We start from the raw sequence: 13,312 nt of genomic DNA, 5'->3' as shown, positions 1-13,312 counted from the left end.
ACTTACCAGCGCGGCACGGCGCTGGCCGGCGCCGCATGCGACGGAAAATGCGGCAGCACTTCCTGCGCCAGTTCCTGCAGCACCTCGGCGGCCGGACGCCGGCCATGCTGGATGCCCAGTGCCGCATGGTTGACGCCCGCTTCCTGCCATTCCCCCAGCAGATCGATCAAGCCCTTGCGCCCCGTGCGCAGCACATAGCCGCTGCGCACGGGCGTGCGCGGATAGTCGGGGTCGTCCACCAGATCCAGCCACTCATTGCACATGTGCGGTCGGAAGCCGCCATCCGGGATACACTGGCGCCAGGCGCGGATCTTTTCCGCCAGCCGGCGCGGCCCGTCCGGCGTACCGGTCGCTTCCGGGTACGTCAGCCAGCCATCGGCGTGGTGCCCTATCCACTCAAGCGGCTGGCCCGAGGAACTGGTGACGATCAGGGGAATGGCGCCCGCCACGGGCTTGGGCAGCAGTTCGAGGCCCTCGATCCTGCCCAGCGGGCTGCTGACATGCGCGGGGCCAGGGCGCAGCAACTGGCGGAACAGGTGCACGGCCTGCGCATAGCGTTCGCCGCGCGTATCGTACGGCACGCCATACGCGGGAAATTCGCTGGCGCGGTCGCCCGAGGCCGTGCCCAGCACCAGGCGCCCGCCCGACAACTGGTCGATGCTGGCGGCCGCCTTGGCCAGGTCGATGGGATGGCGCAGGGTAAAAATGGCGCTGCCCGTGGCCAGGGCCAGCGAGTCCGTGCGCGCCGCCAGGTAGGCGAGATAGGCCCACGGGTCGAACAGCTGGCCCGCATCGCCGAATCGCGGGTCAAACAAGGGAATGTCGCGCACCCAGGCGGCGGCGAAGCCTTGCCTGTCCATGGCGGCGACCAGGTCGGCCTGGCCGGCCAGCGCCTGCATGTCGCCCTGGTAAAAACGCAGCGGCAGGTAAATGCCGAGGGTAAGCGCGCCGGGCGCGAACATGCGCCGGTAGCCGCGGTGCTGCGTGAAGGCCTGCGACGAGGCGCCTTCCGTGATGTCATTGCTCATGCTGTTCCTCGATAAAAATCAGGCGCCCGTGGCGGGCGCGGGGATAGTGACGCCCAGCTGCACGGCCGGACGCGCCGCCACGCGGGCGTACCAGCTGCTGACGTGCGGCCAGGCGGATAAATCGAAGCCGACGATACGGGCGATGTGCAGCCAGCCGAAGCTGGCGATGTCGGCAATGGAATAGTCGTCGCCGGCCAGGTAGGCGTTGGCCGCCAGGCGGCCATCCATGGTGGCCAGCGCCGCGCCGCAAAGCTGGCGAAAGTGTGCCGTGGCGGCCGCATTCGCGCCTCTCTCCTCGACCTCGAAATGGACGCGCTGGCCCAGCATCGGCCCCATGCTGGCCGCATGAAATTGCAGCCAGGTGATGGCGGCCCAGCGCTGCGCGGGTGCCTTGGGCAGCAGCCTCCCCGTCTTTTCGGCCAGGTACAGCAGGATGGCGGCCGACTCGAACACGGTGACGCCCGTCTCGTGGTCGACCAGCACGGGAATGCGCCCGTGCGGATTGAGGGCCATGAAAGCGGGCAGCCGGTGTTCGCCCTGGTCGATGCGCACATGGCGCAATTGATACGGCAAGCCCAGTTCGGCCAGTGCGATGGTGGCCTTGAAACCGTTGGGCGAGCTGTCGGTGTAGAGTTCAAGCGAACCCGCCGGGGATGTGATGCTGTGCATGGAGTATCCTGTCGATATAGTTTTACTGAAGTAAAATAAGCGTTGCAAACACCGCCATCCTCGCTCTTATTTTCAGCGAATGGAAACGATGATTTTTGCTGTCTTACTATAGAAAAACTATATCAATGAAACATCCTTTACCGCTCCAGGCACTGCGCGCCTTTGTCGAAGTGGGCCAGCGCGGCAGCATCAAGGCCGCCGCCGAAGCGCTGCACGTGACGTCGGGCGCCGTCAGCCAGCAAATCCGCCTGCTGGAAGAACGGGTCGGCATGCCCCTGTTTACGCGCGAACGCCAGGGCTTGCGCCTGACCGAAGCGGGCGCCATGGTCCACCCCACCCTGCTGGGTGCCTTCGCGCAGATCGCCGGTGCCAGCCAGGCGCTGGAAGACATGGCTGGGCGCCAGACGCTCACCGTCAGCACGGTCGCCACCTTTGCCGCCGCGTGGCTGGTGCCGCGCCTGGGCCGCTTCAACCAGCGCCACCCGCAAATCGAGGTGCGCGTGGAAGCCACATCGGCGCTGGTCGACCTGCGCCGCGACAGGGTCGACGTGGCCTTGCGCCACGGCCTGGGAGAGTATCCGGGCTTGCAGGTGACGCGGTTAATGGCACCCGTGCTGGTGCCCGTCGCCAGCCCCGCCCTGATGGCAGGCCAGCCGCCCATTGCCACGCCCGGCGATTGCCTGCGCTACCCGCTGCTGCACGATACGGACCGCGCCGACTGGCCCTTGTGGCTGGCCGCGCATGGCGCCCCGGACGGCAGCGCCGATGCGGCGCGGGCGCTGCGCGGCTCGGCCTTCGAAGATGATTTTCTGTTGATACGCGCGGCCGAGGCGGGACAGGGACTGGCCCTGGTGCCGCAGCTGTACGCGCAGGAGGAAATCGCCGCTGGACGCCTGGTGCAAGTGCTGGACTTGCCCTGGCCCGCGCGCTTTGCCTACTACCTGGTGACGCGGCCCGACGCGGCCACGCGCCCTGCCGTCCAGGCATTCATGGCATGGATCCGCGAGGAGGCGCAGGCCGCGAGCTAGAGTCCATGCTCGCCTGCCGCGCACGACACCACGCCGCACATGGCGCTGAACGGCGCCGGCATGCCGGCGCGTCCCGTGGCGATGCAGGCCGCGGCCGGCACCACGGCCAGCAACAGGGCCAGGTAAGCGATCGCCTTCAGGCGCTGCATGGATGCATGGCGCACCTGCGCCCCGTGTGGATAGCCCTTGCCCGCCTCTACGCTGCCTCTTGCCGACATCTTCGTATGCATGTCCGTCTCCTCTCTCCACATTAAATGGTGTTGCTTCACTGCATTTTGCTACATAAATTTACCGAATACAATAAATAAATTCACGAAAAAATCGTTTTTTCTTTCCGGCGGCAAGCAGGACGAAGGCGAAAATTCTGCTCCCCATAGAGGGAAATGACACGCCGCCTGCTTTTACGCCACCCGGCTCCGGATTTGCCTGTGTCGAAAATCCAAATAAAATCATGAAAATCACAATATTCGTTGAAATCATTTTTATTTGATGTATGATGAGTATAAAGGAGCGCCCAGGGCGGTTCGGCAGACCTCTTTGCCTCGACCGCACGGCATCTCCACCTTCTTTGTAGGGGACAAGCAGATGAACAGAATCCTGGCCTTGCGCCTGCTCGACGCCGCCGATGACGCCGCCGTCATCATCGATGCGGGCTCGCGCATCCGCTATGCGAACGACGCCATGTATGCGCTGAGCGGCTATGCCGCGGGCAGCTTGCCAGGCCAGCCGATCGAGGCGCTGCTGCCCGACGCCGTGCGCGAGCAGCATGGCGCGCAGATCGGCGCATATCTGGCCGGCTACACGAAGTCCAGGGTGCTGGGCCACAAGCGCCATTTCGCCATTCGCCACCGCGATGGCACGATGCTGCCCATCGTGCTCAAAGCCATGGACCTGGGCACCCTCGACGATGAAAACTTCATGGGCGCCTTTTTCATCGACCAGCGCCGCGAACTGGCCATCGAACAGCAGAACGCGGCCCGCTGGCAGCAGTTGCAGCGCATCGCCCTCAGCGATCCCCTGACCCAGCTGCCCAACCGCCGCGCCTTCGAGATCGACGCCGTGCGCACGGCGGCGCGCTCCAGGCGCTCGGGCCACCCGATGACCATCGGCATCGCCGACATCGATTTCTTCAAGCATGTCAATGACCAGCATGGCCATGCGGCCGGCGACGCCGTGCTGCAAGCCATCGCGGCCATCATCCTGGCCCAGGCACGGGCCGCCGACGTCGTCGCCCGCGTGGGAGGCGAGGAATTCGGCTTGCTGTTCCCCCATACGGACCTGGCCAGGGCGCGCCAGGTGGCCGAGCGCATCCGCCTTGCCGTGGCCGCGGCGCAGGTCGATGTCGAGCACGCGCCCATCGCCGCGACGATCAGCATCGGCCTGGCGCCGCTGCCGGCGGACGGCGACTGGAAAGCGGGCTTCACGCAGGCCGACGCCGCCCTGTACCAGGCCAAGAAGAATGGCCGCAACCGCGTCGAGCAGGCTTGAACCCCGCCCGGCGATCCTCGCAGTCTCATGCAGTACGCAGCACCTGACAGGAGCAAGCACATGGAAACGACGACGACACATGCCGCGGCAGCGGGTCAACCGGCGCAAGCGGGCGCACGGGAATTGCTGGTCTTTGGACTGGGCAAGGAGGAATACGCGATCGACATCGGCCTGGTGCAGGAAATCCGCGGCTACGGCGCCGTCACCCGCATCGCCAACGCGCCCGCCTTCCTCAAGGGCTTCATCCACCTGCGCGGCAGCATCGTGCCGCTGGTCGACCTGCGCATCGCGCTGGACCAGGCCGAGCCCGCGTACGATGCCTCGACGGTGGTGATCATCCTCGTCTTCGCGCATGGCGCCACCGGCATCGTGGTCGACCGCGTGGCCGACGTGGTGCCGCTGGCGCCGGCACAGATCAAGCCGCCGCCGCAGCTGCACGGCTCGGCCATGGCCGGCCACGTGACGGCCATCGGCGCCCTCGACGAGCGCATGCTGATCGTGCTCGACATGGACAGCCTGCTGGCGGGCCTGGGCATGCACGCCACGGGCGAGCTGGCGGCCTGAACCAGCCACCGCCGTCCGTCCGCCACCTGACCGCCATCCGCCGGAGACACCATGAGCATCCTGATCGTCGATGACAACGACACCAACCTGAGCCTGCTATCGACCCTGGCGTGCAAGGCCAGCAGCATCGAGACGGTCTGCATGAGCGATCCCGTCGATGCGCTGTACTGGTGCGAATCGCACGTGCCGGACCTGGTCTTGCTCGACTACCGCATGCCCAGCCTGTCGGGCAACGAGTTCCTCAGCATTTTCCGCAAGATGGGCGGCATGGCCGACATCCCCATCATCATGGTGACCACGGAAAACGACCGCGCCGTGCGCAAGCAGGCCTTTTCCCTGGGCGTCACCGAGTTTCTCACCAAGCCCGTCGACACCATCGAATTCAGCCTGCGCGTGCGCAACCTGCTGGCCCTGCGCACGGCGCAAACCATGCTGGCCGACCGCGCCAAGCTGCTCGAACACGAAGTGGCCCAGGCCATCGCCAACGTCACGGCCAGGGAGATGGAACTGGTCACGCGCCTGGCGCGGGCGGCCGAATTCCGCGACCCGGAAACGGGCGCCCACATCATGCGCATGGCGCGCTACTCGGCGCTGATCGCCAGGAACCTGGGCATGGATGCGCAATGGCAGGACCTGCTGCTCAAGGCAGCGCCCATGCACGACGTGGGCAAGCTGGCCACGCCCGACCATATCCTGCTCAAGCCGGGGCGGCTCGATCCCGATGAAATGGCCATCATGCGCCTGCATGCGAAAATCGGCGGCCATATCCTGGCCGGCAGCGATTCGCCGCTGATCCGCCTGGCCGAGGAAATCGCCTGCGGCCACCACGAAAAATATGACGGCAGCGGCTACCCGGACGGCCTGGCGGGCGAGCAGATACCGCTGTCGGCGCGCATCGTCGCCGTGGCCGACGTCTTCGACGCGCTCAGCTCGGAGCGCCCGTACAAGCCGGCCTGGCCTCTGGCGCAGGCGCGCCAGTACCTCGATGAAAACCGGGGCAGCCATTTCTGCCCGCTGTGCCTCGACGCCTTCCTGGGCGCCTGGGACGAGGTGCTCGCCATCCGCGACAGCCTGCCCGACCCCGTCCAGCAACACGCCCACCCACTGTAAGCGAGGAGCCTGCCATGCGCGTGCAACAACTGATCCTGAAAAACCGTGCCGACATCGATGCGGCCCTGGCGCCGCTGGCCGCCATGAGCCCCGACCTGGTGCTGGTCTTCGGCGCCTGCCCCTACTTTGCCACGCCCGACCTCACGGCGGCGCTGCGCCGCCAGCTGCCCGACACCATCATCACCGGCTGCTCCACGGCAGGCGAGATCGCCGGCAAGCGCGTCTACGACGACAGCTGCGTCATCACGGCCATCCGCTTTGTCCACACCACGGTGGCGATTGCCGACGCCATCATCTGCGACATGGCCGATTCGCACGACACGGGCGAGCGCCTGGCGCAGGCCCTGCCGCACGGTGGCCTGACGGCCGTCTTCATGCTGGGCACGGGCGTGGCCATCAACGGCAGCGCCCTGATCGCGGGCCTGCAGTCGAACCTGCCGCCTGGCGTGACGGTGTCGGGCGGGCTGGCGGCGGACGGCGGCGCCTTCCGCCAGACGTGGACCCTGGGCCCGCGCGGCGCGGCCGACAATACCATCGTCGCCGTCGGCCTGTACGGCGAACGCATCCGCCTCGGCTACGGCAGCCATGCGGGCTGGGAAGCGTTCGGCCCCGCGCGCAAGGTGACGCGCTGCGTCGACAACGTGCTGTATGGCCTCGATGGCGCGCGGGCGCTCGACATCTACAAGCTGTACCTGGGCGACCACGCGCGCGATCTGCCCGCTTCAGGCCTGCTGTTCCCGTTTGAAATGCTCACGGCCGCGCATGAAAAAAGCAATGTCTTTCGCACCATCCTCGCCATCGATGAAGAACAAGGTTCGCTGACCCTGGCCGGCGACATCCTCGCCGACGGCTACCTGAGGCTGATGCATTCCAGTACCAACCGGCTGATCGACGGGGCCGAGACGGCCGCGCGCGGCGTCGCCCCCCACGCCGATGCGCAGGGCGACCAGCTGGCCCTGCTGGTCAGCTGCGTGGGGCGCAAGCTGGTGATGGGCGACCGGGCCGAGGAAGAGGTCGAAGCCGTGGCCGACCTGCTGGGCGGCGCGCCCTGCATCGCCGGCTTTTACTCGAACGGCGAAATCGGCATCGCCCAGCCGCATGGCGCCTGCCAGCTGCACAACCAGACGATGACCGTGACTGTGTTGAGCGAAGCATGAACCGCACCCTGGCACGCCAATTGAACCGCGTCTGCGATATCGACTCGGACGCGGCCTGCGCCGCCCTGCTGGAACAGGCGCAAACACTGTGCGGACAGGCGGACACGCCGCCCGAACTGGCCGGTTTCCTGGCCGGCTTGCCAGCCCTGCTGCAGCGCATCGACGGCGCCTACGAACAGTCCGAACGCGACCTGGACCTGCGCTCGCGCAGCCTGGAACTGAGTTCGAATGAACTGAGCATGACGAATGACCTGCTGCGCACGGAACTGGCCAGCCGCAACCGCGTGATCCAGTCGCTGCGCGTGGCGGCCGTGCGCCTGCTCGACAACAACGATTCCGGCCTGCGCCTGCCGCAGGAGGACGATATCGAAGGCCTGTCGGTGCTGCTGGCCGAGCTGGTGTCGCAGCAGGAACTGCGCCGCATCGAATTGCAGAACCAGCGCTTCGCGATGGACCAGCATGCCATCGTCAGCATCACGGACACGGCCGGCGTCATCATCTATGTCAACGACAAGTTCTGCGCCATCAGCGGCTTCGCGCGCGAAGAGCTGGTCGGCAAGACGCACCGCCTGATCAATTCGCGCGCGCATCCGGACGCCTTCTTTGCGCAGATGTGGCAAACCATTACGGCCGGCCACGTGTGGCACGGCGAAATCTGCAACCATGCCAAGGATGGCGGGCAATACTGGGTCGACGCCACCATCGTGCCCTTCCTCGACGCGGCCGGAAAACCCTATCAGTACATCGCCATCCGCACGGAAATCAGCGACAGCAAGCGCATGGCCGAGACCATCGCGAAAAGCGAGCGCGAATACCGCAACGTCGTCAACAGCCTCAACGAAGTGGTCTTCCGCACGGACCTGCACGGCGCCTGGACCTTCCTCAATCCCGCCTGGCACACCATCACGGGCTTCGGCGCCGCCGACAGCCTGGGCCAGAGCGTGCTGCAATTCGTCGACCCGCGCGACCGCGAGCGCGCCGCGGCCGGCCTGTCCCAGCTGCTGGGCGGCCAGGTCGACAGCATGCGCCATGAAGCGCGCTACGTGACCCGCGACGGCGACGTGCGCTGGATCGACGTGTGCGCGCGCGCCGAACGCGATGGCCAGGGCCAGCTGGCCGGCATCACGGGCAGCCTGACGGACATCACGGAGCGGCGCCAGGCGGCGCGCGAGCTGCGCCACAACCTCAACTTCGTCGATGCGCTGATCGAAACCATCCCTATCCCCTTGTACCTGAAGGACGTGCAGGGCCGCTACCTGCGCGCCAACCGCGCCTTCTGCGCCTTCTTCCAGCTCGACCAGGCGCGCATCCCGGGTCTGACGGTGGCCGACATCCTGCCGCAGCAGCAGGCGCAGCAAGCGCTGCAGCACGACCTGGCACTGCTGCAGGACCGGGGCAACCAGTCGTATGAAGACCGGCTGACCGTCGGCACGCGGCAGGTCGATGTCCTGTGCAGCAAGGCGGCCCTGCTGAAGTCCGACGGCAGCCTGCACGGCCTGGTGGGCACCATCGTCGACATTTCCAGCCAAAAGGCGGCCGAGCGCGCGCTGCTGCTGGCCAAGGAAGTGGCCGAATCGGCCAGCCGCTCGAAGAGCGAATTCCTGGCCAACATGAGCCACGAGATCCGCACGCCGATGAACGGCATCCTCGGCATGACGGACCTGGTGCTCGATTCCGAGCTCGATGCCCACCAGCGCAAATACCTGGAAATCGTCAAGGCCTCGGCCGACGCCCTGCTGTGCATCATCAACGACATCCTCGATTTCTCGAAGATCGAGGCGGGCATGCTGACCCTGGAAAGCATCCCCTTCGACCTGCGCCAGCTGCTGCAGGAAACCATGCGCGCCCACGCCATGCGGGCGCAGGCCAGCGGCCTGGAACTGGTGCTCGACGTCGATCCCGCGCTGCCGCACACCCTGCTCGGCGACCCGGGCCGGCTGCGCCAGGTGCTGACCAACCTGGCGGGCAACGCCATCAAGTTCACGCCGCAGGGCGAGGTGGTTGTCAGCGCCCGGCTGCGCGCCAGCGGCGATGGCGTGGCCAGCCTGCGCCTGAGCGTGCGCGACACGGGCATCGGCATCGCCGCCGACATGCAGGAGGCTGTCTTCGACGCCTTCCAGCAGGAAGACGGGTCGACCACGCGGCGCTTCGGCGGCACGGGACTGGGCCTGTCGATCACGCGCCGCCTGGTGACGATGATGGATGGCGGCATCGGCCTGACGAGCGAACTGGGCAAGGGCAGCTGCTTCACCGTGGACCTGGCCCTGCCCATCGGCGAGCAGCAGCCCCTGGCGCCGCCGCCCGGCGCCTCGCTGGCCGCACGCAACATCCTGCTGGTGGACGACAATCCCAGCAGCCTGACCATCCTGCGCCGGATCTTCGAGCACAGCGGCGCCACGGTCACCGCCTGCGAGTCGGGCGAGGCGGCGCTGGCGCACTGCCGCGGCGCCTTGCCGGCGGACTGCATCATCATGGACTTCGCCATGCCCGGCATGAACGGCTTCGACACGGCATCGGCGCTGGCCGCCCTGCCCCACTGGAGCCAAGCTCCCATCGTCATGCTGTCGTCCTGCGGCAGCCTGGGCGACGCGGCGCGCTGCCGCGAACTGGGCATCGGCGGCTACCTGCTCAAACCTGCCAGCCCCGAGGAATTGCTGACCGTCGCCATGAGCGTGCTGGGCACCCGCCGCGGCATGCCCAGCGCCGCGCCCGTGGCGACGCGCCAGGCCGTACGCGAAAGCATGCCCGGCCTGGACATCCTGCTCGTCGAGGACAACGCCATGAACCGCGAACTGGCCACCGTGCTGCTGTCGAATGCGGGCCACCGCGTCACGCATGCGGCAAACGGCCGCATCGCCCTCGATTGCCAGGCCGCCGGCCATTTCGACATGATACTGATGGACTTGCAAATGCCGGAGATGGGCGGTTTCGAAGCCACCGCGCAGATCCGCGCACGCGAAGCGCAAGGCATGCCGCGGAGCGTCATCATCGCCATGACGGCCAGCGCTCTCGAAGGCGACCGCGAACGCTGCATCGCCGGCGGCATGGACGACTACCTGTCCAAGCCGTTCCGCACGGCCGCCTTCCACCGCCTGATCGAGCAGCATGTGCTGCAGATAAACAAACAGACGCCGCGCTTCGGCTACGGCGCCGCGCTGGCCCAGGCCGACGCCGACGTGATCGGCATCATCGGCGCATCGTTCCTGACCGGCTTGCCGGCGCAGCTGGAGGCCCTGCGCGCGGCCCTTCGGGCGGGCGACCGGGCCACCGTCAGCCGGCAGGCGCACACCCTGGCCGGCTTGCTGGCCAACTTCCGCGCCGCACCGGCCGTCGCCATTGCCGCCGCCATCGAGCGCGAAGCGGCAAAGGCGCCGCAGGGTGCGTTGCTGGCGCGGCTCGATGCGCTGGACGAGCAGCTGCGGCTGTTTGTGCAGGAAACGGACACGGCCATCCAGGCGGCAAGCCACATGCTGCACGCATCCGGCCAAACTTGATGTAGATCATAATTTTTTGAACAAGCTCTTGCTATCCTGTAAAAAAATGACAGGAGCCCTGGATGAGCAAGACGCAGCCGAGCCATGCGGAACACGACGTTGAACATGAGCGCCTGGGCAGCGCCTGGCAAGGCGGGCCGGCGCCCGACTATCCGGAAAGCGCGCCGGAAGGCGCCACCCTGGACTTGCTGCTGAACGCCTGGCTGGGCAAGTTTACGGGCGGCATTTCGCCGGCCGCGCTGGGCAACGCCTATGCCGACTGGCTCGGCCACCTGGCGCTGGCGCCGTCGAAGCAGCAAACCCTGCTGGAAGAAGCGTGGAAGAAGATCGGCCGCTGGCAGCAATATGCCTTGCAATCGGCCATGGCCGGCGGCACCTCGGAGCCGCCATGCATCGCGCCGCTGCCGCAGGACCGGCGCTTCGACGATCCGGCCTGGCGGCGCTGGCCATACAACCTCGTCTACCAGGGCTTCTTGCTGCAGCAGCAATGGTGGCACCGCGCCACCACGGGTGTGCGCGGCGTCGCGCCGCACCACGAGGATGTCGTCACGTTCACCGTGCGCCAGTGGCTCGACATGCTGGCGCCGTCAAACTTCATGCTGACCAATCCCGTGGTGCAGCAAGCGGCCCTCGAGAGCGGCGGCGCCAGCCTGGCGCGCGGCGCGCAGCACCTGGCCGAAGACTGGCAGCGCGCCGCCATGGGACCGTATGCCCCCGACACGCGCCGCTACAAGGTAGGCGGGAACGTGGCCGTCACACCGGGCAAGGTGGTCTACCGCAACGACTTGATCGAATTGATACAGTACGCGCCCACGACCGCCACGGTGCACGCGACGCCCCTGCTGTTCGTGCCCGCGTGGATCATGAAGTTCTATATTCTCGACCTGTCGCCGCACAATTCGCTGGTGCGCTATCTGGTGGGCCAGGGCCACACGGTGTTCATGATTTCCTGGAAAAACCCCACGCAAGAAGACCGCGAGCTGTCGCTGGAAGACTACCGCCAGCTGGGCGTGATGGAGGCGCTCGACGCCGTTCTCCGCATCACGGGCGCACCGCAGGTGCACGCGGCCGGCTACTGCCTGGGCGGCACCCTGCTGGCGATCGCCGCCGCCACGATGGCGCGCGACGGCGATGCGCGCCTGGCCAGCCTCACCATGCTGGCGTCGCAGGTGGACTTCAAGGAGCCGGGCGAACTGTCGCTGTTCATCGACGAGAGCCAGGTCAGCTTCCTGGAAGCGGCCATGTGGAAGCAGGGCTACCTCGATACGAAGCAGATGGCGGGCGCTTTCCAGCTGTTGCGCTCGAACGACCTGATCTGGTCGCGCCAGCTGCGCCATTATCTGCTGGGACAAGACGAGCAGGACAGCGACCTGATGGCCTGGAATGCGGACGCCACGCGCATGCCCTGCCGCATGCACTCGGAATACCTGCGCCGTCTGTTCCTGCACAACGACCTGGCCGAAGGCCGCTACCGCACGGCGGGCCGTCACATCGCCCTGCCCGACATCGATGCGCCCATCTTTGCCGTCGGCACCCTGACCGACCACGTGGCGCCATGGCGCTCCGTGTACAAGCTGCAGCTGCTGACCGACACGGACGTCACCTTTTTGCTCACCTCGGGCGGCCACAATGCGGGCGTCGTCTCGCCGCCGGGCCAGCCGCGCCGCAGCTACCAGCTGGCCACGCACCGCCACGACGCGCCCTACATCGACGCGGACAGCTGGCAGCGCGACGTGCCACACCACGACGGTTCGTGGTGGCCCGCCTGGCAGGCGTGGCTGGCGCAGCACTCCGACGCGCAAGTGGCGCCACCGCCCATGGTGGCTGCCTTGGGCGATGCGCCGGGCCGCTACGTGCTGCAATCCTGACACAGACAACCAAGCGACAACCGAGGAAAACGCCATGCCCTACACCACCCTGCTGGTCCACGTAGACAATTCCCGCCACTGCGCCCAGCGCATCCGCCTGGCCGTGCGCCTGGCCGTTGCCGAAGGCGCTCACCTGATCGGCTCGGCCATGAGCGGCATCTCGCGCTACGCGTATGGCGGCGGCGTCAACGCGCTGCAATTTGCGCCGGCGCAGATGCAGGCGCTGCGCTCCCAGGCCAGCGAGGCCTTGCACGACTTCGAGCGCATCGCCCGCGAAGAAGGCCTGGGAACCTACGAAACGCGCTTCGTCGACGACGACGCGCAAGGCGCGCTGCTGCTGCAGGCCCGATATTGCGACTTGCTGATCCTGGGCCAGACGGATGCGCAGGATACGCCGTCGCGCGTCATCGCCGGCACGCCCGAATACCTGATGCTCCATTGCGGCCGGCCCGTGCTGATGGTGCCGCACGCGCCGTCCGCCGCGCCAGCGGGCGCCGCGCAGCATCCGCTGCTGGCCTGGAACGGCAGCGCCGAAGCGCTGCGCGCCATCACCGATGCGCTGCCGCTGCTGCAAGGGGCGCGGCAGGTGACCCTGGCCGTCGTCAATTCGCACGCCCAGCTGGCCGCGCATGGCGAGCAGCCGGGCGCCGACCTGGCCCTGTACCTGGCGCGCCACGGCGTCAACGTCGAGGTGGTGCAGCACGACACGCCGCCGGGCCAGGACGTGGGCACGGCCTTGCTGGCCATGGCGTCCCAGCGGCACTGCGACCTGCTCGTGATGGGCTGCTACGGCCACATGCGCCTGCGCGAAGCGCTGCTGGGCGGCGTCACGCGCACGGTGCTGCAGGAGATGACCTTACCGGTGCTGGTGTCGCACTAGCGCGGCCGTTCGGTCATGTCGGCATG

General features: G+C 67.3%; 12 protein-coding genes. 8 read left to right on the top strand and 4 right to left on the bottom strand.

Going from position 1 to position 13,312, the window contains the following annotated elements:
* Positions 1–2 precede the first annotated feature (2 nt).
* The gene (locus AC4BCN_RS14145; RefSeq protein WP_490490972.1) at positions 3–1,028 is read right to left on the bottom strand and encodes an LLM class oxidoreductase; all 1,026 of its coding nucleotides are present in this window, start codon (positions 1,026–1,028) and stop codon (positions 3–5) included.
* A gap of 18 nt (positions 1,029–1,046) precedes the next feature.
* Positions 1,047–1,697 carry a glutathione S-transferase family protein gene (locus tag AC4BCN_RS14140; RefSeq protein WP_490490971.1) on the bottom strand — a complete coding sequence of 217 codons (651 nt, stop codon included), beginning with the start codon at positions 1,695–1,697 and terminating at the stop codon, positions 1,047–1,049.
* Between the two features lie 125 nt (positions 1,698–1,822).
* Between AC4BCN_RS14140 and AC4BCN_RS14135 the strand changes: the two genes are divergently transcribed.
* Complete coding sequence (locus AC4BCN_RS14135) at positions 1,823–2,725, top strand: LysR substrate-binding domain-containing protein (protein WP_490490970.1); 903 nt, start codon at positions 1,823–1,825, stop codon at positions 2,723–2,725.
* On the opposite strand, the gene AC4BCN_RS14130 is transcribed toward AC4BCN_RS14135, so the two are convergent.
* On the bottom strand, positions 2,722–2,955 hold the full coding sequence (locus tag AC4BCN_RS14130; RefSeq protein WP_034751303.1) for a hypothetical protein: 234 nt from the start codon (positions 2,953–2,955) through the stop codon (positions 2,722–2,724). The two genes, AC4BCN_RS14135 and AC4BCN_RS14130, sit on opposite strands and share 4 nt — an antisense overlap.
* 58 nt (positions 2,956–3,013) lie before the next feature.
* A complete protein-coding gene (locus tag AC4BCN_RS14125) occupies positions 3,014–3,205 on the bottom strand; it encodes a hypothetical protein (RefSeq protein WP_490490969.1) in 192 nt (63 codons plus the stop codon).
* Between the two features lie 105 nt (positions 3,206–3,310).
* On the opposite strand from AC4BCN_RS14125, the gene AC4BCN_RS14120 reads away from it, so the two are divergent.
* The 7 genes from AC4BCN_RS14120 to AC4BCN_RS14090 all read left to right on the top strand — a co-directional run bounded on the left by AC4BCN_RS14120 (position 3,311) and on the right by AC4BCN_RS14090 (position 13,286).
* Positions 3,311–4,213, top strand: a complete 903-nt coding sequence (locus tag AC4BCN_RS14120) for a GGDEF domain-containing protein (protein ID WP_490490968.1) — start codon at positions 3,311–3,313, stop codon at positions 4,211–4,213.
* Positions 4,214–4,273: 60 nt separating this feature from the next.
* Positions 4,274–4,777, top strand: a complete 504-nt coding sequence (locus AC4BCN_RS14115) for a chemotaxis protein CheW (RefSeq protein ID WP_139091877.1) — start codon at positions 4,274–4,276, stop codon at positions 4,775–4,777.
* 51 nt (positions 4,778–4,828) lie between these two features.
* A complete protein-coding gene (locus AC4BCN_RS14110; protein WP_139091878.1) occupies positions 4,829–5,887 on the top strand; it encodes an HD domain-containing phosphohydrolase in 1,059 nt (352 codons plus the stop codon).
* 14 nt (positions 5,888–5,901) lie between these two features.
* Positions 5,902–7,044, top strand: a complete 1,143-nt coding sequence (locus tag AC4BCN_RS14105; RefSeq protein ID WP_139091879.1) for an FIST signal transduction protein — start codon at positions 5,902–5,904, stop codon at positions 7,042–7,044.
* The gene (locus AC4BCN_RS14100; protein ID WP_490493563.1) at positions 7,041–10,538 is read left to right on the top strand and encodes a PAS domain S-box protein; all 3,498 of its coding nucleotides are present in this window, start codon (positions 7,041–7,043) and stop codon (positions 10,536–10,538) included. The genes AC4BCN_RS14105 and AC4BCN_RS14100 overlap by 4 nt, the downstream gene beginning before the upstream one ends.
* Before the next feature lie 62 nt (positions 10,539–10,600).
* A complete protein-coding gene (locus tag AC4BCN_RS14095) occupies positions 10,601–12,406 on the top strand; it encodes a PHA/PHB synthase family protein (RefSeq protein WP_490493562.1) in 1,806 nt (601 codons plus the stop codon).
* Positions 12,407–12,440: 34 nt separating this feature from the next.
* Positions 12,441–13,286, top strand: coding sequence for a universal stress protein (locus AC4BCN_RS14090; protein ID WP_490493561.1), 846 nt, complete (start codon positions 12,441–12,443; stop codon positions 13,284–13,286).
* The last annotated feature ends 26 nt before the right edge of the window (positions 13,287–13,312 follow it).

Source organism: Janthinobacterium sp. Bl 1 (assembly GCF_058215535.1).
The sequence above is the reverse complement of the archived record's forward strand: the minus strand, read 5'-3'. Positions and strand labels throughout refer to the sequence as shown.

Excerpts from the sequence above, each read along its gene's own strand:
- AC4BCN_RS14145 (WP_490490972.1), bottom strand. The coding sequence starts at position 1,028 with ATGAGCAATGACATCACGGAAGGCGCCTCGTCGCAGGCCTTCACGCAG.
- AC4BCN_RS14140 (WP_490490971.1), bottom strand. The coding sequence starts at position 1,697 with ATGCACAGCATCACATCCCCGGCGGGTTCGCTTGAACTCTACACCGAC.
- AC4BCN_RS14135 (WP_490490970.1), top strand. The coding sequence starts at position 1,823 with ATGAAACATCCTTTACCGCTCCAGGCACTGCGCGCCTTTGTCGAAGTG.
- AC4BCN_RS14130 (WP_034751303.1), bottom strand. The coding sequence starts at position 2,955 with ATGCATACGAAGATGTCGGCAAGAGGCAGCGTAGAGGCGGGCAAGGGC.
- AC4BCN_RS14125 (WP_490490969.1), bottom strand. The coding sequence starts at position 3,205 with ATGATTTCAACGAATATTGTGATTTTCATGATTTTATTTGGATTTTCG.
- AC4BCN_RS14120 (WP_490490968.1), top strand. The coding sequence starts at position 3,311 with ATGAACAGAATCCTGGCCTTGCGCCTGCTCGACGCCGCCGATGACGCC.
- AC4BCN_RS14115 (WP_139091877.1), top strand. The coding sequence starts at position 4,274 with ATGGAAACGACGACGACACATGCCGCGGCAGCGGGTCAACCGGCGCAA.
- AC4BCN_RS14110 (WP_139091878.1), top strand. The coding sequence starts at position 4,829 with ATGAGCATCCTGATCGTCGATGACAACGACACCAACCTGAGCCTGCTA.
- AC4BCN_RS14105 (WP_139091879.1), top strand. The coding sequence starts at position 5,902 with ATGCGCGTGCAACAACTGATCCTGAAAAACCGTGCCGACATCGATGCG.
- AC4BCN_RS14100 (WP_490493563.1), top strand. The coding sequence starts at position 7,041 with ATGAACCGCACCCTGGCACGCCAATTGAACCGCGTCTGCGATATCGAC.
- AC4BCN_RS14095 (WP_490493562.1), top strand. The coding sequence starts at position 10,601 with ATGAGCAAGACGCAGCCGAGCCATGCGGAACACGACGTTGAACATGAG.
- AC4BCN_RS14090 (WP_490493561.1), top strand. The coding sequence starts at position 12,441 with ATGCCCTACACCACCCTGCTGGTCCACGTAGACAATTCCCGCCACTGC.